Consider the following 21,865-nt stretch of genomic DNA (forward strand, 5'->3'; position numbering starts at 1 on the left):
GGCGGTGCGGACCCGCACCGCCCCGGCGGCGGCTCAGGCCTGGTCGGAGCCGGTGCCGATCTGCGGCGCGGGCGAGCCGCCCGACTTCAGCGCGGCGAGGCGCGCCTCGAGCTCCAGCTCCGCGCCCGCGTCCTCGAGCTCCGAGAACTGCGCGTCGAGCGACGACGCCGCGATCTCGGCCTGGCCCATCGCCATGGCCTCCTCGCGGCGCACGGTCTCCTCGAAGCGGGACAGCTCGCTGGTCGGGTCCAGCACGTTGATGGAGCTGATCGCGCCCTGCACGGTCTGCTGCGCCTCGGCGGCCTTCTGCCGCGCGACGAGCTGGTCGCGGCGCGACTTGAGGTCGACGAGCTTGTCCTTCATCGCCGCCAGGCCCGTCTTGAGCTTCTCGACGGTCACCCGCTGCTGCTCGATCATGGGCTGCGCCTGCTTGACCTCGGACTCCGCGTCCATCTGCTTGCGCAGCGCGACCTTCGTCAGCTGGTCGAAGCGGTCCGCCTCGCCGGCGTTGCCCGCGGCGCGGTACTCCTCGGCCTTGCGCGACGCCGCGAGGGCCTTCGTGCCCCACTCGCGGACGGCGGTGACGTCCTCCTGGTAGTCCTGCTCCGCGAGGCGGAGGTTCCCGATCGTCTGCGCGATCGCCTGCTCGGCCTCGGCGATGTTGTTGGTGTAGTCGCGCACGAGCTGGTCCAGCATCTTCTGCGGGTCCTCGGCCCGGTCCAGCAGCGAGTTGATGTTCGCCTTCGCGAGCTGGCTGATGCGTCCGAGGATGCTCTGCTTCTGGGTCATCGTCGTGCTTCCTTCCGCCTGGTCCGTCACTGTCCGTGGCACTCGCGCCCGGAGGCCTCGGGGGTCGTCGTCGGAGCGTTCGTCAGAACCGTCCACCACGGGAACGTCCGCCACGGCCTCCGCGGTTCCCGCCCGCGCGGCCTGCGCCCCGGCGGCTGCGCCCGCCGCCGCCGAAACCGGCGCCGCCGAAGCCTCTGCCGACGCCGCCGGACCGGCCGCCGAGGCCGCCCGCCCGGCCGCCGAAGCCCCCGAACCCGCCACCGAGCCCGCCGGGCCGGGCGCGCCGGCCGCCGGAGCCGCGCAGCACCTCGCCGAGCAGGATCCCGCCCAGCACCATGCCGGCGGAGCCGGAGCCCGAGCCACCCTGGCCCGGGCCCTGGTTCATGCCCCAGCCGTCGGTGTCCTCGCGGGCGAGGCGGGCCGCGTCCTGCGCGCGCGACTCGGCGCGGTGGGCCGCGTCCAGGGCCGCCGACGGGTCGGTCCGCTGCAGGGAGCGGGCCTCGTCGGCGAGCCGCGCGGCCTCGGCGAGCCGGGTGCGTGCCTGCGGGCCGACGGCGCCGCGGCGGGTCGCGACGTAGTCCTGCGTCGCCGCGACCTGCGCGTCCACCCGGGCGAGCACGTCACGCAGGAGCGCGTTCGCCCGCGCGTCGGTCTCGGCCTGCTGGCGCGCGCCCGCGAGTGCCGCGTCCAGCGCCGCCTCGGCCGCGGTGATCCGCCGCAGCGCCGCGAGCGGGTCGCCGCCCGACCGGGCGTCGCGCGCCTGGTCGACCGCGGCCCGCGCCTCGGTGACGGCGGCGCCGACGGCCGGGTCGCCGGGGGCGAGGCGCTCGGCGTCGGACACGTCCTGGGTGATCGACGCGATGCCCTTGTCGAGGTCGGCGCTCGCCGTCGCGAGGGCGGTGCCCGCCGTCTCGACCGCCTCCAGGAGGGTGCCGGCCTGGCCCAGCGCGTTCTGGGCGGCGCGCAGGTGCCCCACGGCGGAGTTCCGGGTGCGCTCGGTGAGCGCCTCCTGCCCTGTGGCCACCGCGTCGCGGGCGTTGGCCACGAGGGCGGCCGCCTGGTCGGGGTTCTCGCGCACCGACGCGAGCGCGGACGCGGGGTAGGTGGTGGTCAGCCCGGCCAGCGTCTGGCGGGCGACGTCGACGCGGGAGTCGAGCTCGTCGGCGCGCTGCGCCGTCTCCGTGAGCAGCTCGGGTGCCCGGGCGTGCAGGTCGCGCAGCTCGTCGAACGCGTCGGTCTGGGCGTCCAGGGCTGCCGCCGCACGCTCGCAGCGGGCCAGGACGTCGAGCAGGATCCCGCGACGCTGCGCCTCGTCCTCGGGCGTCTCGTCGTCGAGCTCCTGCTGGCGGCGGAACGCGCCCGTGACGTCGCCGCGGGCGGTCTCGAGGGCGGCGGCGAACTCGCGGGTCGCCTCCACGCCGAACTCGGCCTGGGCGAAGCCGAGCTCCTGCTCGCTGGTGCGCAGGGCGTCGTCGACCTCGACGAGCGCCGCCCCGGCCCGCCGCTCCAGCTCGTCGGTGTCGAGGCCCGCCAGCGCGGCCTCACCGGGCACCGGGGTCCCGTGCCGCCCGATCGTCGTCGCACCCTGCGTCGCGGACCGCCGGCGCGACCGGAACCAGAACCAGCCCGCGACGGCGAGGAGCCCCACGACCAGGACCACGGGGACGACGCCCCACGCCGACCCGCCGCCGGAGCCCGGGGCACCGTCCAGCACGGTGTCCGCCGCGGCGATCGCGGCGTCCGCCCAGGCGCCGTCGCGCAGCTCGTCCTCGGCGGCCGACTCGACGGCGTCCAGCCGCTCGTCGCTCAGCGCGATGCTGCTGTCCACGGACAGGCCGTACGCGCCGTCCTCGGTGGCGACGGCGAGCAGCAGGTCGTCGACGCCGAGCGCGGCGTTCGTGGCGGTGGCGTTGGCCCAGTCCCTGCCGGCGACGCCGTCGAACGAGTCCACGTAGACGACGAAGAGCTGGTAGGGCGTCTCGTCCGCGAGCCGGTCCAGCGACTCCTGGACCTCGGCGGCGTCGTCGCCGAGCACCCCCGCCGGGTCGGTGATCTCGTCCTCCAGCTCCGTCAGCGGGGGGACGGCGTGGGCGGCGGGCGCGGCCGCGCCCGCGAGCCCGAGCGCGCCGGCGAGCGACAGCAGCACGGTCAGCAGGACGGTCAGCGACCCCGGCGGCAGCAGGGGCAACGGTCGGGAGGTGCTGGTCGTCGCCGCACGACGTGGAACGGCTGGTCGGGCGGGATTCACGCCCTGATCGTGACGCGGGGCGGGCCCCGACGCAATCGCGCCCGGCGCCGCGTCGGTCACACCGCGGCCGGTCACACCCCGGCCGGTCGCGACGCGGCGGTGCGCCTGCCGTGCGCCTGCTGCGCTTGTGCCCCGTGTCTCCGGAGCGTCAGCCGTGCGGCGGCTGCCGGTCCTCGCCCTCGCGCCGCTCGTCGACGGCCCGCGCGGCCTCGCGGGCGGCGCGACGGTTGGCGCGGCGCCGGCGCGACGTCCCGCCCGTGGCGTCGTCGGCCTCGCTGGTCTCGCCGGCCTCGGTGGTCTCGGCGCCACCGGTGCGCTCGGGGTCGGACAGCAGGTGCGACTCGACGAGCTCGTAGCGGTGCAGGTAGGTGTTGCCCACCGCCTGGATGGTCGCGGCGATCGGCAGGGCGAGGAACGCGCCGAGAGGCCCGAAGACGGCGCCGAAGGCGAGCACCGCGACGAAGCTCACGGCGGGGTTCATCTCGAGCGCGCGCGCCGAGACCTTGGGGGAGAAGACGAGGTTCTCGAGCTGCTGGTAGGCGATGACGAACACCAGCACCCCTACGGCCTGCGGCAGGCCCTGGGAGGTGAGCGCGACGGCGACGGGCAGCGCCCCCGCGAGGTAGGTGCCGATGGTCGGCACGAACTGCGAGACGACGCCGGTGAAGACCGACAGCGGCAGCGCGTACGGCGTGTCGATGATCAGCAGGAAGACGAACGTGAACGCCGCCGACAGCGCCGCGAGCACGATGCGGGAGTTGATGAAGTCCGACACCTTCAGCTGCGTGATCTCCCACATCCGCAGCACGTCGGTCTGCCGGTTCGGCGTGAGCCACCGGCACACCGACGCCCGGAACTGCGGCCCGGCCGCGAGCAGGTAGTACGTGACCAGCAGGATCGTCAGCGCGGCGAACACCACCCCGACGATCGTGGTGCCGATGAGGAGGGTGCCCGTCGCCACGTCGGTGCCGAACTGGTCGACCGCCTGACGCAGCAGCGCGTCCGACTCCGGCAGCGTCGCCCCCCACGTGCCCTGGGCGTAGTCGCGCAGCTGCGCGTACAGCTCCGGCAGCGACTCCACGAGCTGGATCAGCTGCTGCACGAACAGGTTCCCGAACAGCGCCATCACGACGAGCACCACGACCAGCGACCCGATGAGCGACACGAAGGCCGCCAGCCCCCGCCGCCAGCCGTGCCGCACCAGCCACAGGACGATCGGCTCGAGCGCGAGGCCCACGAAGAACGCGATGACGAGGTTGACGATCAGCCCGCGCAGCTGCCCCAGCGCGTACCCGACGGCGAGCGCCGCGAACACGGCGACGGTGGCCATGAGCAGGGCGCGCGGCACCCAGCGCGGCGGGCGGCGGGAGTCGTGCAGCACGGGCGGCTGCGCTGCGTCCTCGGGCGCACGTGTCATGGGAGCGAACGTAGCCTCCGTGGGCCGTCGGGGCGCGTCACGACGCGGGGGGAGGCCGGCCCGCGTGCCCGGGGGCCGGCCGTCCGGCGGTCACTCCACGGTCATCCCTCGGCGCCCGAGGGTGCCGCCTCCCGCAGCCTGGCGAGCAGCGGGCCCGCCGCCTCGTCGAGGAACTGCTGCTGCTTCTCGTCGCCGATCTGCACCAGTGCGAGATCGGTGAACCCCGCCTCCCAGAACGCCGACGCGGCCTCCACGACGCCGTCGAGATCGGGGCCGCAGGGGATCGACGAGGCGACGTCCTCGGGCCGCACGTACGCGGTCGCGCGGTCGAACGCCTCCGTGGTGGGAAGGTTGGCGTTCACCGGCCAGCCGAGGCCGAACCAGCGGAACTGGTCGTGGGCGCGCGCGACCGCGGCGTCGCGGTCGGGGTCCCACGAGATCGGCAGCTGCCCGATCTTGCGGGAGGCGGGCAGGCCCGGTTCGGCTCGCGCCGCGTCCCACTGCTGCAGCAGCTCGGCCTTCGGCTCGGTCGCGACGAGGTGGTCGACCTGCGGCGCGAACTGCTCCACCGACCGGCCGCCGGACACGGCGACGGCGAGCTCGACCGGCTCGTCGGGCAGGTCCCACAGGCGTGCCGAGTCCACCTGGAAGTGGTCGCCGCGGTAGCTGATGAGGTCGCCGGCCAGCAGGGCGCCGATGATCTCGACGGCCTCGGCGAGCAGCTCGTGCCGCTCGTCCACCGCGGGCCAGCGCTCGCCGGCGACGTGCTCGTTGAGGTTCTCGCCCGCCCCCAGGCCCAGCACGAAGCGCCCGTCGGACAGCAGGCCCGTCGTCGCCGCCTTCTGCGCGACGACGGCGGGGTGGTAGCGGACGGTCGGGCACGTCACGTACGTCATGAGCCCGACGCGCTCCGTCGCCTGCGCCACGGCGCCCAGGACGCTCCAGGCGTACGGCGCGTGCCCCTGCGCCCGGAGCCACGGGAAGTAGTGGTCGCTGCAGACCTCGAAGTCGAAGCCGGTGCGCTCCGCGGCCGCCGCGTACCGCACCAGCTCCCGGGGGCCGGACTGCTCGGTCATGAGGGTGTAGCCGAATCGGGTCATGCGGCCACCGTGCGGCGGCGCCCGGATGCCCGCACCCGGGGCGGCGGACCGCCCGGTAGTGCCCTCCGCGCTCCGGTAGGGCCCGCCGGGCACGACCGGAGCGCGGGCGGCACTACCTCGCGGTGTCGGTGGCTCCCAGGTCCTCCGCGTCGACGATGCGGTAGGCGTACCCCTGCTCGGCGAGGAACCGCTGGCGGTGCGCGGCGAAGTCCTGGTCGACGGTGTCGCGCGCGACGACGGCGTAGAAGTGCGCCGTCCGCCCGTCGGCCTTGGGCCGCATGACACGCCCGAGGCGCTGTGCCTCCTCCTGCCGCGACCCGAACGACCCGGACACCTGCACCGCGACCGACGCCTCCGGCAGGTCGATGGAAAAGTTCGCGACCTTCGACACCACGAGCCGGGAGATCTCGCCCTCGCGGAACGCGGCGAACAGCTTCTGGCGCTCGCGGACCGTCGTCGCCCCGGTGATGAGCGGCGCGTCCAGGTGCTCGCTCAGCTCCTGCAGCTGGTCGAGGTACTGGCCGATGACGAGCACCTGGTCGTCCGGGTGGGAGGCGACGATCTGCTCGACGACGCGGTTCTTGCCCGGCGCGCACGCGGCGAGGCGGTACTTGTCCTCCGGCTCCGCCGTCGCGTACAGCATCCGCTCGTGCTCGGGCAGCGTGAGGCGCACCTCGACGCAGTCGGCGGGAGCGATGTAGCCCTGCGCCTCGATGTCCTTCCACGGGGCGTCGTACCGCTTGGGCCCGATGAGGCTGAACACCTCGTCCTCGCGCCCGTCCTCGCGCACGAGCGTGGCGGTGAGGCCGAGGCGGCGGCGCGCCTGCAGGTCCGCCGTCATGCGGAAGATGGGCGCCGGCAGCAGGTGCACCTCGTCGTAGAGGATGAGACCCCAGTCGCGGGCGTCGAGCAGCTCGAGGTGGCTGTACACGCCCTTCCGCTTGGTCGTGAGCACCTGGTACGTGGCGATCGTGACCGGCTTGATCTCCTTGCGGGAGCCCGAGTACTCGCCGATCTCGTCCTCGGTGAGAGTGGTGCGGCGCACCAGCTCGTCGCGCCACTGCCGGGCGCTGACGGTGTTGGTCACGAGGATGAGCGTCGTGGTGCCGGAGCGCGCCATCGCCCCCGCGCCGACGATCGTCTTGCCCGCCCCGCAGGGCAGCACGACGACGCCGGAGCCGCCGTGGAAGAACCCGTCCACCGCCTGCGCCTGGTAGGGGCGCATCTCCCAGGTGTGGGGCTCCTCGGTCGGGGTGCGCGGGGTGGTGGGGGAGGCCAGGTCGATCGGGTGCTTCTCGCCGTCGACGTACCCGGCCAGGTCCTCCGCGGGCCAGCCCAGCTTGACCAGCACCTGCTTGAGGTGGCCCCGCTCGGACGGGTGCACGACGACGGTCTCGTCGTCCACGCGCTCGCCCACCAGGCCGGCGGTGCGCTTCGACTTGAGCACCTCCGCGAGCACGGCGCGGTCGGTGGCCTGCAGCACCAGACCGTGCGTGGGGTGCGTGGCGAGCGTGAGGCGCCCGTACCGACCCATCGTCTCCGCGAGGTCGACCAGCAGCGCGTGCGGCACGGGGTAGCGCGAGTACTCGAGCAGCGTGTCCACCACCTGCTCGGCGTCGTGGCCGGCGGCACGCGCGTTCCACAGCCCGAGGCTGGTGAGCCGGTAGGTGTGGATGTGCTCGGGTGCCCGCTCCAGCTCGGCGAACGGGGCGATGGCGCGGCGGGCGTCGTCGGCGCGCGGGTGGTCCACCTCGAGCAGGATGGACTTGTCGCTCTGGACGATGAGCGGGCCGTCGGGCATGCGGTTCCTCTCGGTGCGCCGGACGTGGGGACGGACGCCGGGGTGCGGACGTCCAGCATGCCAACACCACGTGCCGGCCGCGTGTTCCGGGGTGGCTGGCCGTCCGTGGCGCAAGCAGAGGGAGCCTCGGCCGGTCAGCCGTCGGCGGGCTCGACCCCGGCGATGCGGTGCACGGCCACCGTGAGCTCGGCCTCGCGGACGGGGTCGAGGGCGCGCAGCCGGCCGCCGTCGAGCCGCAGGGGCTTGAGCTCCCGGCGCTCCAGGGCGCCGCGGGGGCCGACCATCTCGATCCACACGCTGCGACCGTCGCGCAGGGCGTCGTGCAGCACGGCCATCGTGTCGCCGGGCAGCGGCCCGCCGTGGCGCGGTCGCGAGGTGCCGGCGCGCGGGGCGGACCGTCCGGGCCCGGCGTCGGCCTCCGGGCCAAGGGCGTGGGAGGGCCGTGCGGCGGCACGGGCGGCGAGCCGGTCGACCGCGGTCTCCTCGCCGCGGTCGGTGGCCCGCAGCCGGGCGACGAGCGCGGCGCGGGCCTCGTCCGAGGTGTCCCCGGACTCGACGCGTGCGGTGTCGACGCGCGCGACGGGGCCCCGGCGGCGCGGGTCGGCGTCCCGCTCCAGGCGGGGCGGGCGCCGCCACCGCGCGCTGAGCACGCGGCCGTCCGGCCCCTCCAGCGCGGACAGCAGCCCGCGGGTGCGCAGGGCCTCGTGCAGCTCGCCGGCGGGCACGGAGGAGGCGAGGACCGTCGGGGCGAGGCGCACCAGGCCGAGGTGGGCGAGCCGCGGGTCCTCGGCCAGGCCGGCGAGCGTCGTCGGGTCCGCCGACCGCACGTACGATCCGGCCGCACCCACGCGCACCGCCTCGTGCCGCCGCGCCGTGTCCCGCACCAGGTAGGCGAGCGGCTGCGGCACGGGGACCCGCGAGCGGTGCGCGAGGTCCGCGAGCAGCTCGTCCGCCGTGGTGCCGTGGTCCAGCGCACGCGTGACGGACGCCGTCGAGAACCGGACCGTCGTCGCCGCGCCGCGGGACTCGGTCTCCGCCGAGCGCTCGAGCAGCCGCGCCAGCGACTGCGACGGGCGCCCCGGCACGATGCCGGTGAGGTCGCCCTGCAGCAACACCTCGTCCACCTCGTCGGGCAGCGCTGCGCGCATCGCCCCCGCGAGGCCGCCGGCCGCCGGGAGGGGCGCGGCGCCGGGGGCGGCGTCCGGGTCCGGCTGCGCGAGCAGCGCCCGCCCCGGCCCGGACAGCGCGCCCGCGCCCGTGACGCCCAGCAGCGCGGCCTCGGCGAGCAGCCCGCCGACCGCCTGCTCCGGCGGCACGGTGCGCGGGGTGCGCCAGCGCAGCACGGCCATGACCGCGTCGAGGTCCAGCGCCGTGCCGGGCTGCGCGGCCAGCACGCCGAGCACGTGGCGGCGCAGCCGCGGCACCCACGCGCGGTGCAGGTCGGGGGCCAGGGCCGCGCGCACGGTGCCCTTCTCGTCGCGCGACCCGACGAGCCACGGCGTGCGGCGCGACGGCAGCCACGCCGCCGCGAGCAGCGCCCAGCGGTCGGCGTCGTCCAGGTCGTCCCACGTGTCGGCGACGGTCGTGGGCCGGTACGACGGCGGGGCGTCGCCGTCGTCGGCCACCACCCCGGCCGTCGCGGCGAGCTCCACGACGAACGCCGCGACCGGCTCGTCGCAGCCCAGCGCCTGCGCGGTGCGGCGCAGCTCGCGCACCCCGAGCCCGCCGCTGCGCAGCACGGACGGCGGCGTCTCCTCCCAGGCCGCGACGAGCAGATCGACGTACCGCACGAGGTCGAGGGCGGCGCTCGCGGACTCGGTGTCGGCGGTCTCGGCGCCGATCGCCCGCCCCGCGGGGCGCGGGGGCGCGAGCTCGGGGGAGCGGTGCGTGCGGCCGCCGCGCAGGGCCAGCCCGAGGTCGCGCGGCAGCACGACGTGCCGGGCGTCCGTGCGCTGCAGCAGCCCGGTGCCCACCAGCGCGTCGACGGCGGCGCGGGCCGGGGTGCCGGGGGCCGGGACGACGCCGACCGGCGGGCCCCACGCCAGCGCCTCGAGGACCTCGCGGCCGCCGCGGGGCAGGTCGTCGAGGCGCGGGCCCGCCGCGCGAGCGTCGGGCACGCCCGACGGGTCGGGACGCGCGCCGGGGTCACGACGAGGGCCGAGACCCGCGGGGTAGGGGCCGAGCGCGTCGTCGAGGCCGGGGCACACGCGCAGGTCGGGGCGGGCGGGGGTGCCGGCGTCCCACAGGAGGCCGGCGGCGAGCGCGTCGTCGACCACCTGCGCGACCGCGGCGCGGGCGTCGGGTCGGTCGGAGCCCTCAGGGCCGCCGGGCGGGTCGACGTCGTCGGCCCCGACCGCCCGTGCGACCTCCGGCGCGCCGACCGGCCCGGCGTCGGCGAGCGCGAGCACCGCCTCCAGGACCTGCAGCGTCCGGGCGTCGGCGTGCGCGAGCGCGCGCTCGAGGCTGGTGCGGCTCGACGCGCGGGCGGCGAGGGAGCGCAGCGTGGAGGGCGACGGCGTCGCCAGGTCGGGGCGGGCCCGCAGCAGCGCGACGAGGCCGGCGTCGTCACGGGATCGCAGCGACTCGGTGAACGTGAGGGGGCCCGCCGGGGCACCGGCGCCGTCGGGGACGTCGGCCACCGCCGTGGGGCTCCCGGGCGACGTGCTGGCCATCTGATCGATGCTACGCGCCCCGCTGTCACTGCCGCGCCGTCACTGCCGGGCCGTGCGGCGGCAGACCTCCTCCCAGGGGGTCGGGGCGATGCCGAACTGCTGCTGCGCGGCGGTGGAGTCCATGACGTACGGGCGCTCGAACTGGTAGGCGAGCTCGCGCAGCTCCCGCATCAGGGGAGAGACCAGCCCGGCCGCCCGCAGGGCGGGCCCGCGCAGCGAGCCGACACGCACCGGCGGGCGGCCGGCGGCGGCGAGCACGTCGGCCAGCGCCCGGGCCTGGGTGCGCGGGGCGTTGCTGGGCACGTGCCAGGTGCGTCCGTGCGACGCCGGGTCGTCGGCCGCGGCGACGAGGGTGCGGGCGACGTCGCCGACGTCGGTGAAGGAGTGCGGCAGGTCGGTGCGGCCGATCATGGTCACGCGCCGGCCCGCCAGGGCGGCCGGCAGCACCCGGGACACGTGGCCGTTGGCGCCCACGCCCGGGCCCAGGTAGTCCGCGGCGCGCACCTCGACCGCGCCGCGCAGCCGGCCGGCCTCGGACGCCGCGCGGGCGTCGGCCCACATGCGGGTGCGCAGGCGCGCCTTGGGGCCGGTGGCGGCGTCGGGGAGGTCCTCGGTCATCGGGCCGTCGACGGGGCCGTAGGGGTAGAGGTTGCCTGTGATGGCGTAGACGGCGCCGGCGCGCTCGGCCGCGGTCAGCAGCGCGGCGGCGAGCGGCGGCCAGGCGCGCTGCCACTGCGTGTAGTCGCCGGGGTTGGCGCAGTTGTGCAGGACGTCGACGCCGTCGGCCGCGCGGGACAGGGCGTCCGCGTCCGTGGCGTCGAGGGCGACGTGGGTGACGCCGTGGACGCCGGTGTCCCGCCCCGAGCGGGTGACGACGGTGACCTGCGAGCCGCGGGCCGCGAGGAGGGTCGCGACGTGGCGGCCGACGGGCCCGGCGCCGACGACGAGGTGGCGGTCGGTCATGGCTGATGCTCCAATCCGAGAGCGGTGCTCTCTGTCGGGTCGAGCATGACAGGGCGCCAGCGGTCTGACAAGAGCGGTGCTCGCGTTTGTGGTCGGTGATCTCGGCGTGGCATCCTCGGACGGTGACCCCCGAGACCCACGAGCCCGCTGTCACCGGTGGCGCCCCCCGCACTGCGCGCGCGCTCGCCCGCGCCACGATCACGCGCGAGATCCTCGCGGCCGCCCGCGCGCGGCTCGCCACGGAGGGCGCGGCCGGCCTGTCGCTGCGCGCCGTCGCCCGCGACGTGGGCATGGTCTCGTCCGCGGTCTACCGCTACTTCCCGAGCCGCGACGCCCTGCTCACCGCGCTGATCGTCGAGTGCTACGACGAGCTCGGCGCCGCCGTCGAGCAGGCCGAGGCCGGCGCCCGGCGGGACGAGGACGACGTGGCGGCGCGCTGGCTCGCGGCCTGCCGGGCCCTGCGCGCCTGGAGCGTGGCCCACCCGGCGGAGTTCGCCCTGCTGTACGGCACGCCCGTGCCCGGGTATGCGGCTCCGCGGGACACGGTCGGGCCCGCGACGCGGGTCGTGCGGGTGCTCGTGGCGGTGGTGCTGGACGCCCACGTCCGCGGCGCCCGGCCGGTGGGGGCGCCCGCGGGGCCGGCCGCCGAGGCTGACGGGGCCGTCGGGACCGGCGAGGGCGACCTCGTCGCCGCGGCGCGGGAGTTCGTCGTCGAGCGCGGGCTGTGGCGCGGGCGCGCGGCCGACGTGCCCACGGAGCCGGTGGTGCGCACGATCATGGCGTGGACGACGCTGTTCGGCACGGTGTCGTTCGAGCTGTTCGGGCACCTCGTGGGATCCGTCACGGACACGGCGCGCTGGTTCGACCTCGTCGCGGGGCGGCTGGGCGCCGACCTCGGCATCGTCGCAGGTGGCGACGTCGCCGGCGGGGGCGACGGGACGGATGCGACGTCGCCCGCCGGCGGCCGGTAACCTGGGACCTTCCGGCCCCGGGCACCTGCGCCCGCGGCCGTCACATCCGACGAGCACGAAGAGGTTGAGGTGCCCACCGGCAAGGTCAAGTGGTACGACGCGGAGCGCGGGTTCGGCTTCATCGCGGGCGACGACGTCGGCGAGGTCTTCCTGCACGCCTCGGCGCTGCCCCCGGACGCGAACCCGAAGCCCGGCACGCGCGTGGAGTTCGGTGTCGCCGACGGCCGCCGCGGACCCTCCGCCCTCTCGGTGACGGTCCTCGACCCGGCACCGTCGGTGGCCAAGGCGAAGCGCAAGGCCCCGTCGGAGATGGCGGGCATCGTCGAGGACCTCATCACGGTGCTCGACCGTGTCGGCGACCAGCTGAAGCGCGGCAAGTACCCTGAGGCCGCGACCGGCAAGCGCGTGGCGACGCTGCTGCGCGCCGTCGCCGACGACCTCGACAGCTGACGAGAACCCGAGACAGAGACCCGCGAGAGGGAACATGGTGACTGCTGCCGCTCCGGCGCCCGCGCGCACACCGCGGGTCAGCGCCCGCGCACGGAACGACGCCGTGCTGCTGGCCGCTGCCGACCAGGCGCGCGAGGCCGCGCAGGAGGTGGCCTCGTCGCCGTCCGACGTGGGGGAGCACCTCGGGACGGTGGCCGAGGGCGAGCGCCTCATGTCGCACCGCTTCGCCGCGACGATGAAGGGCTACCGCGGGTGGCACTGGACCGTGACCCTGGCCCGCGTGCCGCGCGGGCGCGTCGCGACGGTGTGCGAGGTCGAGCTGCTGCCGGGCGACGAGGCCGTCCTCGCGCCGGAGTGGCTGCCGTGGTCGGAGCGCCTGCGCCCCGGCGACATCGGCCCGGGGGACACGCTGCCGTTCCGGGCGGACGACCCGCGCCTCGAGCCCGGGTGGACGCCCACCGGCGACGAGGAGCTGGACTCCGTCGCGATCGACGAGCTGGCCCTCGCCCGTGCGCGCGTGCTGTCGCCGCAGGGTCGTGACGAGGCGGCCGAGCGCTGGTACCGCGGCTCCCGCGGGCCCACGTCGCGCGGCGCGGTGGCGTCGAAGGCCGAGTGCGGCACCTGCGCGTTCCTCGTCCCGCTGGCCGGCCCGCTCGGTCAGCTCTTCGCGGTCTGCGCCAACGAGTGGTCGCCGGACGACGGCAAGGTCGTCTCGCTCGACCACGGCTGCGGCGCGCACTCCGAGACGGACGTCGAGCCGTCCGGCACGGACTGGCCGGCGGACGCCCCGCTCATCGACGAGGTGAGCGTCGAACGGATCGATCCCGCCGACGACAGGCGGTGAGGGCGACGGTGGTCGCACATCGACAGGCTCAGGGGCCGCCCGTCGCGACCACTGAGCCGGACACCGACGCACGCACGAAGGGTCCGGCCGGCGCGACGCCGGACCCCTTCGGCGCCGCCGCGCTGCGGGACGCCGTGGTTGCGGCGTGGCTCGCCTCCGGCACCCGCTTCCGGGAGGACGCGAACGCGGAGGAGGACCACGCCCGCGGCTACTACCGCGACCGGGTGGTCGTCGAGCTCGCCCAGAACGCGGCCGACGCCGCCGCGCGCGCCGACGCCCGGGGGCGCCTGCGCCTGAGCCTCGAGCGCGTCCCGGAGGGCGGCTGGCGGCTCGTGGCGGCCAACACGGGCGCCCCCCTGGACGCCGACGGCGTCGCGTCGCTGGCCTCGCTGCGCGCGTCGGCGAAGGTGTCCGGCCCGGCGGACGAGCCCGCCGCCGGGAGCGGCCCGGTCGGCCGGTTCGGGGTCGGCTTCGCCGCCACCCGGTCGGTGTCGGACGACGTCGCGGTGCGCTCGACGACCGGCGGCGTGCGCTTCTCCCTGCGCCGCACCCGGGAGCTGCTCGACGCCGTCACCGCCCCCGCCGAGGGCGCGGGCGAGGGTGCCGAGCGCCTGCGGCGCGCGGTCGCCGAGCGGGGCGACGACCTGCCGGTGCTGCGGCTGCCGTTCGAGGCGCCGGCGCTGGCCGACGCCGCCCTCGACGCCCCCTCCGACGCCCCGGAATGGGCGGTCACCGTCGTCGAGCTCGCGCTGCGCGACGACGCCGTGGACGCCGTGCGCGACCAGCTCGCCGCCGTCGACGACGCGCTCCTGCTCGCCCTGCCCGCCCTCGCGGAGATCGTCGTCGAGCTGCCGGACACGGACGGCGAGACCCGGCGCACCACGGTGCGCGACGTCGCCGAGCGGTGGGCGGTGCGCCGCCGCGCGGGGGTCGTGGACGCCGACGACGTGGCCGACCTGCCGCGCGAGCAGCGGCGCACCGCGTGGTCCGTCACCTGGGCGCTGCCGCGGGAGGAGCCCGCGCGCGCCGGCGTGCTGCACGCGCCCACGCCCACGGACGTCCCGCTGACGCTGCCGGGCCTGCTGGTCGCGTCGTTCCCGGTCGACCCGGGTCGCCGGCAGGTGCTGCCGGGCGCGGTCACGGACCGGCTGGCGGCGGAGGCGGGGACGGCGTTCGCCGAGGTGCTCACCGACCTGGCCGCCGGGGAGTCGGGCCTGCACGGTGCGGCGGTCCTCGACCTCGTGCCCGCCGACCTGCCCGCGGGCGAGCTGGACGCCGCGGTCCGGGAGGCGGCCACCGACGCGCTGCGCACGGCGCCGCTGCTGCCGGCGGGGCCCGGCCCGGACGGCTCGGGCCCGGACGGCTCGGGCGCAGGTTCGCGGGTGGCCCCCGAGGACGCCACCGTGCTCGCCGGGCCGGCGGGCGAGGACGAGGCGCTCGTCGCCGCGCTCGCGGGGGTCGTCCCGGGGCTGGTCGCGCTCGCGCCGTCCCGCCAGGGCGTCGCCCGCCGGCTGGGCGCCACGACCGTGCAGCTCGCCGACGTCGTCGCCGAGCTGCCCGCGGCCCTGCCGCCCGCCGGCTGGTGGACGCTGTGCGAGGCGCTCGAGCCGCACGTCTCGGACGCCGGGGTGCTGGAGGCGCTGGCGGGCGCGCACGTGCCGCTCGTCGACGGGCGCCGGGCGTCGGGCGTGCGCGGCACGGTCGTGCTGCCGGAGGACGACGACGACCCCGCGCTGGTGGCGATCGCGCGCACCCTCGCCGTGCGCGTGGTGCACCCCGACGCGGCGCACCCGCTGCTGGTGCGCGCCGGGGCCACGCCGACCGACGCCCGCGCGCTGCTCGACGACGACGGGGTGCGCGCGCTCGCGCTCGCCGCGTCGGAGGCGCTGCTGGACGGGGCCGCCGAGGTGCCGCCGGTGGCGGACTGGCCGGCACCGACGACGCTCGTCGGGCCGGTCGACGCGCGACCGCGGGAGGTCGTGGAGACGGCGCTGGCGCTGGCGCGGCTGGCGCTGCCGGCGGGCGCGGAGGGCTTCCCGTTCTGGCTCGGCGAGCTGCCGCTGCCGACGGCCGACGGCGAGCTGGCTCCCGCGCGCGAGACGTCGGTGCCGGGCTCGTGGGCCGCCGACGCGATGGACGGCCTGGCGCCGGTGACGCGGGCGGCGATGGCCCGGCACGGGGCCGAGCTGCTGCGCGCGGTCGGCGCCCGCGCCGACCTCGCGGTGTACCGCGTCCCCGACGTGCTCACCCCCGACGCCGACGACCCCGAGCCGGAGCACGGCCCGGACGACCCGGCGGGCTGGCTGGCCGGGTGGGCCGACTACCTGCGCTTCCTCGGCGAGCGGCTGGGGCCCGGGGTGGACCTGGGCGACGTGCTCGCCGTGGCCGACCTGGACGCCGTCTCCGTCCCGGAGGCGGCGGACGGCGTGCCCGAGGACGACCGGGCCGACGACGACCCGGCCGACGACGACCGGTGGGCCGAGGTCCTGGCCCACCTGGCCGCCGACCCGGACGCGCGCCGCGCGCTCGTCACGCCGGTCTCCGGCGCGCCGTCGTACACCGCGTGGTGGCTGCGCCGCGCCCTGGGCGCGCCGTTCGCGCGCCACGCCGGCGTCCCGCTGCTGCCCCTGCTGCCGGAGGCGATGGCGGGGCTGGACGACGAGGTGCAGCGGGCGCTCGGCGCCGTCGACGGGCTCGGGGCGCTCGCGGCGGGGGACTGGCCGGCCGCGCTGGAGCGCCTTCCCGGCGTCGGCGAGGCGCTCCCGCTGCCCGTCGCCCTCGGCGTCTGGCGCGGTCTGGCCGGGCTGGCGGTGCGGCTCGGCCGGGCGGCGCGCGCCGCGGCCCTGGACCCGCTGCCCGACAGGCTTCCTGCGCTCGACGCGAGCGACGTCGTCGTGCGGCGGGCCGACGACGTGGAGGTGGCGGGCACCGCGCGCTGGGCCGTGCTCGGGCCGGTGCTCCCGGTGCCGGAGGTCGAGGTCGAGGCCGTCGCCGACCTGCTGGACCTGCCGGTCGTGGGAGAGGACGGGCTGCCCTCACCCGACGGTCAAGGGCAGGAGCAGCCGCTCGACCCGCGCGTCGTCGCGCTCGACCCGCGCCTGCCGGAGACCTGGCACTCCCACGAGCGTCTCTCCGTCGCCGGGGCGCCTGTGCCGTGGTGGGTGGACGCCGACGGCCGGGTGCACGCCACCGACCGGGCGGGGCTCGCGGCCGCGCTGGCCGACCGGCTGGGGCGTCCGGACCGTGCCGCGCTCCTCGCGACCGTGCTCGCCGCCCCCGAGCGGGCCACCGAGCTGTGGGTCACCACCGCCTGGGGCTGAGGATCAGTCCTCGCCGCGGTAGGCGCGCCGGTTGCGCCGCTCCCACAGCAGCCCCAGGCCGCCGAGCAGGACGCCGACGGCGCAGGTGACGACGACCTCCGGCGTCGCGCGCCCGAGGGCGAGCAGCACCACGGTCACCACCAGGACAACGGCCCAGGCTGCGATGCCGGCGAGGAGCACCCGGCGCAGGTCCACCCGCAGCGGCGGGGGCCCGGGACGACGACGCTCCGGGTGGAGCAGCAGGCTCATGATCGACGGCACGAGGTCAGTCTAGGCGGGCGGGCGCCCGTGCGGCGCCCCGTGCGGCGGCCGGGAGTCAAGGATGAAGGCCGGGTGACAGCGCTGGTCAGCGCCGTTTTCACCCCCGGGTGAAGCACGGGTGAAAGCCTGGGTGAAAGGACCACGAGAACGTCCTCCGCGCCGACATGGCGCTCCTACTGTGGTGATCGACCCGGCCGCACGAGAGGGAGGAGCCGCCGTGATCACCATCCCCGTCAACGGCCAGGCTCCGCGCTCGCGCCGGGCCGCCGTCCGTGCCGCGCAGCTCCGCGAGGTGCGGGACTCGTTCCGCGGGGAGCCGTGGCAGGCCGTGTACCGCCGCCGGCTGATCCGCACGGACGTGGCCGTCGTCCTCGCGACCGCGGTGCTGGCCGCCTGGGTGCGCGGCCTGGCCGTGCCGCAGAGCGTGACGCCGTGGGTCGTCCTCGACCAGCTGATCCTCGCCGTGGTGCTCGCAGCGGCGTGGTGCTGCAGCCTCGCGCTGGGCCGGGCCTACGACGTGCGGGTCTTCGCATCCGGGCCGGCCGAGTACCAGCGCGTCTTCTCCGCGTCGTGGAAGCTCGTCACCCCGCTGGCGCTGCTGGCGCTCCTCCTGTCGTGGCCGGGGGCGAGCTGGTTCCTGCTGGTCGCGGTGCCGACCGGGATCGGGCTGCTGCTCGCCGGCCGCTGGGCGAGCCGCACGTGGCTGCACCGGCAGCGCCGGGCGGGCGGATGCGTGACGCTCGTCCTCGCCGTCGGGCTGCGGGACCAGGTGGAACGGCTCGTCCACGAGCTCAACGAGCGCCCGTCCGGCTACCGGGTGGTCGGGGTGTGCGTACCCGTGACCGACGACGTGCGGCCGGGGGAGGAGATCCTGGGCGTGCCGATCGTGGGAGACCTGCGCACCGCCGGCACGATGGCGACGGCGGTCGGCGCCGACTGCGTGGCCGTGAGCGGGTCGGACTGCGTCACGGCCGACGTCGTGCGCCGCCTCGGCTGGGAGCTCGAGCCCGTGGGCGTCGACCTCATGCTGACCGCCGAGCTGGCCGACGTCGCCGGCCCGCGCATCACCGTCACCCCCGAGCAGTCCGTGTCGCTGCTGCACGTGGACGCCCCGCGGTTCACCGGGCCGCGGTACGTGCTGAAGTCCGTCGTGGACTGGATCGGGGCGGCCGTCATCACGCTCGTGCTGCTGCCGGTGCTGGTGGTCGTCGCGGTCGCCGTCAAGCTCACCAGCCCGGGGAAGGTCCTCTTCCGCCAGGACCGGGTCGGGCGCGACGGGCGCACGTTCCGGATGCTGAAGTTCCGCTCCATGCGCGAGGGCGCCGACCGTGAGACCGCCGTGCTCGCCGGCCCCAGCGACGGCGCCGGCGTGCTGTTCAAGCTGCGCGACGACCCCCGCGTGACGCCGCTGGGCCGCGTGCTGCGACGCTGCTCGCTGGACGAGCTGCCCCAGCTGTTCAACGTGCTCGCCGGCCAGATGTCGCTGGTCGGGCCGCGACCGCCCCTGCAGGCGGAGGTGTCGAAGTACGAGGCGCGCATGCGCCGCCGGCTGCGCGTGAAGCCGGGCATCACCGGGCTGTGGCAGGTGGCCGGGCGCTCCAGCCTCTCCTGGGAGGAGGCCGTGCGGCTGGACGTCTACTACGCGGAGAACTGGACGCTGATCGGCGACTTCCTCATCCTGCTGCGCACCGCCAAGGCCGTCGTCACCGGCTCCGGCGCGTACTGAGCGTCGCCCTTCCGCCCGTCGCCGTGGTCACCGGGGCCGGGGCGTGCCGACCGCGCCCGCGCCGCCGTGCAACGAGGTCACCAGACGACCCACCTGACGTCGGAGCCAGGCGTACGACCGCCAGTACTCGTCGTCGGGACGCCCGTAGGGGTCGCGGATGTCGTCGTCGCCGTCCTGCCCGAGGAACCGGGGACGGAGCGCGAGCGCGGCGGGCACCAGGGCGGCGAGACGTTCGGCGTCGGTGGCGCCCTGCACGCTCCCGCCGGGGAGCTCTGCCGCGAGGCGGGACAGCTCGCCGAGCGTGACCGTGTGCCGCACGGCGGAGGGGTGGAGCGCGAGCGCCGACGCCCGGTGCGCCGCGGTGACCGTGAGGACCAGGTCGGCGCCCGCCATCATCTCCCCCGTCAGAGGGCGGGACCGGAACGGGCCGAGCTCCACGCCGTCGTCCCTCAGGTGGGCGGCCATCCGCTCGTCGACCGGCCAGCCGGGCAGGCCACGGGTGCCGGCGCTCGAGACGGCGACGCTGTCGTCCAGCGCGCGGTCGAGCAGGTGCTGCGCCGCGGGCGAGCGGCAGATGTTGCCCGTGCACACGACCAGCACCGAGTACGTCATGCCACCTCCTCCACGGAAAGGCTCCACCGAGCCGGGCTCGGGCGCCGCGGGTAGCGTGACGGCGATCGACCGCTGCCCGAACCCAGCAGACGACGGGAGAGCTCATGACGCATCCCGGATGGGGCGAGCGGTGGGCGAACGCCCCGACACCGATGGTCGACATGGACGAGGACAGGGCGCCTTCCGGGCACGGACGCCCCCGCCGGCCCCGGACCCGGCGTGCGGTCCGCCGCCGTCGGGTGCGTATCGCGATCTGGGTGCTGGTGGTCGTCCTGCTCCTGCTCGCCCTCCTGCTCGCGCGCGTCGTCACGGACGCCCTGCGCGCCCGGGACTCGCTGGAGCAGGCGGCGACCAAGATCGCCGCGCTCTCGTCGGACGCCGTCGCGGGACGGTCGGACCAGGTCGACGCCGGCCTCGCAGGGCTCCAGGAGGACACCGCCGAGGCGGTGCAGGCGACGTCGGGCAGCCACTGGTCGTTCGCGGCGCGCCTCCCGGTCGCCGGCTCCACAGCCGAGGCGGTGGCGACGCTCGCCGAGGTCTCCGACACGCTGGCGCACGGCCCCCTGGAGGACCTGGCGGCCGCGGTCGCCGTGGTGAATCCCGGCGCGCTGGCGCCCAGCGACGGGCGCCTCGACCTCGAGCCGCTGCGTCAGGTCGCGCCGACCGTGGTCGACGCGGACCGCGACCTCGCGAGCGCCCAGGAGACGGTGACCGCGATCGACGACACCCTGCTCCCGCAGGTCGACGATGCCGTGGCGCAGGTCGGGGCCCGGCTCGCCGAGGTCCGGTCCACGACCGCCACCGCCGCGCGGGCCGCGGAGCTCGTCCCGGCCATGCTGGGCGCGCAGGAGGAGCGGCGGTACCTCGTCCTGGTGCAGTCCAACGCCGAGCCCCGCGCGCTCGGTGGCATCCCGGGCTCGCTGATCCAGCTGCGCGCCGACGACGGGGAGCTGGTGATCGAGGACCAGCGGGCGGCGTCGTCGCTGGGTGTGTTCGACGAGTCGGTGCTCCCGCTCGACGACTCGGAGTCCGCGCTGTTCGGCGACAAGCTCGCCCGCTTCGCTCAGAACGTCACGATGACCCCCGACTTTCCCCGGGCCGCCGAGCTCGCCCGCGAGATGTGGCGCGAGCGCACGGGCGTCACGGTCGACGGCGTGCTCTCGATGGACCCGGTGGCGCTCGCGGACGTCCTCGCCGCGGACGGCCCGCTCCAGGTGCCGGACGGCGACGAGCTGGCGGGGGAGCAGCTCGCCCGGTACCTGCTCCACGACGTCTACGTCCGGCACCCGGAACCGGACGACCAGGACGAGGTCTTCGCCGACGTCACCCAGGAGGCGTTCGAGCGTGTCATGGCCGGCGAGGGCGACACGGCCCGGCTCATGGACGCGTTGGCGGGCAGCGCCCGCGAGGGGCGCGTCATGCTCTGGTCGGCGGACGGCGCCGAGCAGGCCCAGCTCGACGGGACGGTGCTGGACGGGGCGCTGCGGGGGGTCCAGGGGGACGAAACCCCCGTCGTCGGCGTGTATGCGCAGATGACCCGCGCGGCCAAGATGGGCTGGTACCTGGACTCGGACGTCGACGTGGAGGTCGTGGCCGACCGGCCGGACGGCTCGCACGAGCTCGCCGTGACCGTCACGCACACGAACTCCGCGACCGCCGACGAGGTGCGCGGTCTGCCCGCATATGTCACGGGAATGGACGAGGAAAATCCTGGTGAGCTGCGGATGAACTCGCTGGTCTACGCCCCCGCCGGGGGGCGAATTGTGTCCGCACGCGACGCAGAGGGGAATGTCGGTCTTTTCCCGCAGGTGCATCATCACCTCATTGTCGGAGCGCGTTCATTGAGTTTGTCTCCTGGCGAGACAAGCGCTGTGACCTATGTCATGATCACCGGGAAGCATCAATCCGATGATGTCGTCGTCAGGTCGACCCCGGGTGCCCGCGCAGAGCGTTGAGGCGATGCCTTTCCAACTGATTTGGTTGAGGAGCGCCCCGTTGGGCGCCAGACGGGTGCGCCGAGCCGCGCACTTACCCCACACTTCGCCACACAGGGGACAGAGAGCATGATCCGACGTCTTGTCGCCTTTGTCGGGGCACTTGCCACATTGATGGTGATCCCGACCGCGGCTGCCATTGCAGACACCGACGACTTCACCTATTCGCCCGACGAGTACTCCATGACCGTCAGCGTCACCACCGCGACGGTCGGTGTGCCGTTCGCGGTCAACCTTTCCGGTCCCGCCGGAAATGCGTCGTTCACGCTCGAGATCCCAGGGGTCGACGACGACGCGATCGAGGTCGCCGGCGCGCAGACCGCCGTGACGACCGACGGGGCGGCGTCGTTCTCCGTCACCCTCCCGGAGGAGGGTACGTACACCCTCACCGGGACCGACGCCGAGGGGCAGGTCGTGGGCTCCGCGAGCGTGACCGCGGTGGCGGCAGGCTCCGACGGCGGGGGCGTCGGGTCCGTGACCGACGACGGCACCGTCGGCGTGAGCGCCGAGGACGGCTCCGACGGCGGCATCCTCGCGGTGACCGGTGCGTCCAGCGCGCCGTACCTGCTCGCGGCAGCCGGCCTCCTGGTCGCCGGCCTGGTCGCCCTCCTCGCCGCCCGCGCCCGGAGCCGCCGGGCTGCCCGGTCCGAGCCGGGTCGCAGCGGCAGCTCGTTGTGAGGTGAGCGGGAGGAACTGT

Annotated in this window: 16 protein-coding genes; 7 read left to right on the plus strand and 9 right to left on the minus strand. The window is 76.2% G+C overall.

All coding sequences use genetic code 11. The features are described 5' to 3' along the window. Positions 1 to 33: 33 nt before the first annotated feature. The 7 genes from IEW03_RS03545 to IEW03_RS03575 form a co-directional block, all read right to left on the minus strand. Positions 34 to 789, minus strand: coding sequence for a PspA/IM30 family protein (locus IEW03_RS03545; RefSeq protein ID WP_188522268.1), 756 nt, complete (start codon positions 787 to 789; stop codon positions 34 to 36). A gap of 82 nt (positions 790 to 871) precedes the next feature. Continuing rightward, positions 872 to 2,977: a TPM domain-containing protein gene (locus IEW03_RS20540; protein WP_268236075.1), complete on the minus strand. Its 2,106-nt coding sequence runs from the start codon at positions 2,975 to 2,977 to the stop codon at positions 872 to 874. Between the two features lie 208 nt (positions 2,978 to 3,185). Then, positions 3,186 to 4,454, minus strand: coding sequence for an AI-2E family transporter (locus tag IEW03_RS03555; RefSeq protein ID WP_229737354.1), 1,269 nt, complete (start codon positions 4,452 to 4,454; stop codon positions 3,186 to 3,188). A gap of 101 nt (positions 4,455 to 4,555) precedes the next feature. Further along, on the minus strand, positions 4,556 to 5,554 hold the full coding sequence (locus IEW03_RS03560; RefSeq protein ID WP_188522269.1) for a TIGR03557 family F420-dependent LLM class oxidoreductase: 999 nt from the start codon (positions 5,552 to 5,554) through the stop codon (positions 4,556 to 4,558). A 112-nt stretch (positions 5,555 to 5,666) separates the two neighbouring features. Continuing rightward, positions 5,667 to 7,355, minus strand: coding sequence for a DNA repair helicase XPB (locus IEW03_RS03565; RefSeq protein WP_188522270.1), 1,689 nt, complete (start codon positions 7,353 to 7,355; stop codon positions 5,667 to 5,669). 134 nt (positions 7,356 to 7,489) lie between these two features. Continuing rightward, entirely contained in the window at positions 7,490 to 10,027 is a 2,538-nt protein-coding gene (locus IEW03_RS03570) for a helicase-associated domain-containing protein (protein ID WP_188522271.1), read from the minus strand. Positions 10,028 to 10,066: 39 nt separating this feature from the next. Continuing rightward, positions 10,067 to 10,990 (minus strand): NAD-dependent epimerase/dehydratase family protein, encoded by a 924-nt coding sequence (locus tag IEW03_RS03575; RefSeq protein ID WP_188522272.1) that lies wholly within the window; start codon positions 10,988 to 10,990, stop codon positions 10,067 to 10,069. Between the two features lie 122 nt (positions 10,991 to 11,112). On the opposite strand from IEW03_RS03575, the gene IEW03_RS03580 reads away from it, so the two are divergent. The 4 genes from IEW03_RS03580 to IEW03_RS03595 all read left to right on the plus strand — a co-directional run bounded on the left by IEW03_RS03580 (position 11,113) and on the right by IEW03_RS03595 (position 16,575). Next, on the plus strand, positions 11,113 to 11,961 hold the full coding sequence (locus IEW03_RS03580) for a TetR/AcrR family transcriptional regulator (protein ID WP_188522273.1): 849 nt from the start codon (positions 11,113 to 11,115) through the stop codon (positions 11,959 to 11,961). A 69-nt stretch (positions 11,962 to 12,030) separates the two neighbouring features. After that, positions 12,031 to 12,411 carry a cold-shock protein gene (locus IEW03_RS03585; protein ID WP_188522274.1) on the plus strand — a complete coding sequence of 127 codons (381 nt, stop codon included), beginning with the start codon at positions 12,031 to 12,033 and terminating at the stop codon, positions 12,409 to 12,411. A 34-nt stretch (positions 12,412 to 12,445) separates the two neighbouring features. Further along, positions 12,446 to 13,255, plus strand: a complete 810-nt coding sequence (locus IEW03_RS03590) for a DUF3027 domain-containing protein (RefSeq protein ID WP_188522275.1) — start codon at positions 12,446 to 12,448, stop codon at positions 13,253 to 13,255. Positions 13,256 to 13,263: 8 nt separating this feature from the next. After that, positions 13,264 to 16,575 carry a sacsin N-terminal ATP-binding-like domain-containing protein gene (locus IEW03_RS03595; RefSeq protein WP_188522276.1) on the plus strand — a complete coding sequence of 1,104 codons (3,312 nt, stop codon included), beginning with the start codon at positions 13,264 to 13,266 and terminating at the stop codon, positions 16,573 to 16,575. Between the two features lie 3 nt (positions 16,576 to 16,578). On the opposite strand, the gene IEW03_RS03600 is transcribed toward IEW03_RS03595, so the two are convergent. Further along, positions 16,579 to 16,836 (minus strand): DUF2530 domain-containing protein, encoded by a 258-nt coding sequence (locus IEW03_RS03600; protein ID WP_188522277.1) that lies wholly within the window; start codon positions 16,834 to 16,836, stop codon positions 16,579 to 16,581. Positions 16,837 to 17,053: 217 nt separating this feature from the next. Here IEW03_RS03600 and IEW03_RS03605 point away from each other — a divergent pair, with 217 nt between their 5' ends. Further along, positions 17,054 to 18,562 (plus strand): sugar transferase, encoded by a 1,509-nt coding sequence (locus IEW03_RS03605; protein ID WP_229737355.1) that lies wholly within the window; start codon positions 17,054 to 17,056, stop codon positions 18,560 to 18,562. 27 nt (positions 18,563 to 18,589) lie between these two features. Here the strand turns inward: IEW03_RS03605 and IEW03_RS03610 are convergent, their stop codons facing one another. Beyond that, positions 18,590 to 19,174: an arsenate-mycothiol transferase ArsC gene (locus IEW03_RS03610; RefSeq protein WP_188522278.1), complete on the minus strand. Its 585-nt coding sequence runs from the start codon at positions 19,172 to 19,174 to the stop codon at positions 18,590 to 18,592. A 104-nt stretch (positions 19,175 to 19,278) separates the two neighbouring features. Here IEW03_RS03610 and IEW03_RS03615 point away from each other — a divergent pair, with 104 nt between their 5' ends. Both IEW03_RS03615 and IEW03_RS03620 read left to right on the plus strand, forming a co-directional pair. Continuing rightward, a complete protein-coding gene (locus IEW03_RS03615; RefSeq protein ID WP_188522279.1) occupies positions 19,279 to 21,129 on the plus strand; it encodes a DUF4012 domain-containing protein in 1,851 nt (616 codons plus the stop codon). A 222-nt stretch (positions 21,130 to 21,351) separates the two neighbouring features. Continuing rightward, entirely contained in the window at positions 21,352 to 21,846 is a 495-nt protein-coding gene (locus IEW03_RS03620) for a peptidase (protein ID WP_188522280.1), read from the plus strand. Positions 21,847 to 21,865 lie beyond the last annotated feature (19 nt).

Source organism: Isoptericola cucumis (assembly GCF_014635665.1).
GTDB classification, from domain to species: domain Bacteria; phylum Actinomycetota; class Actinomycetes; order Actinomycetales; family Cellulomonadaceae; genus Isoptericola; species Isoptericola cucumis.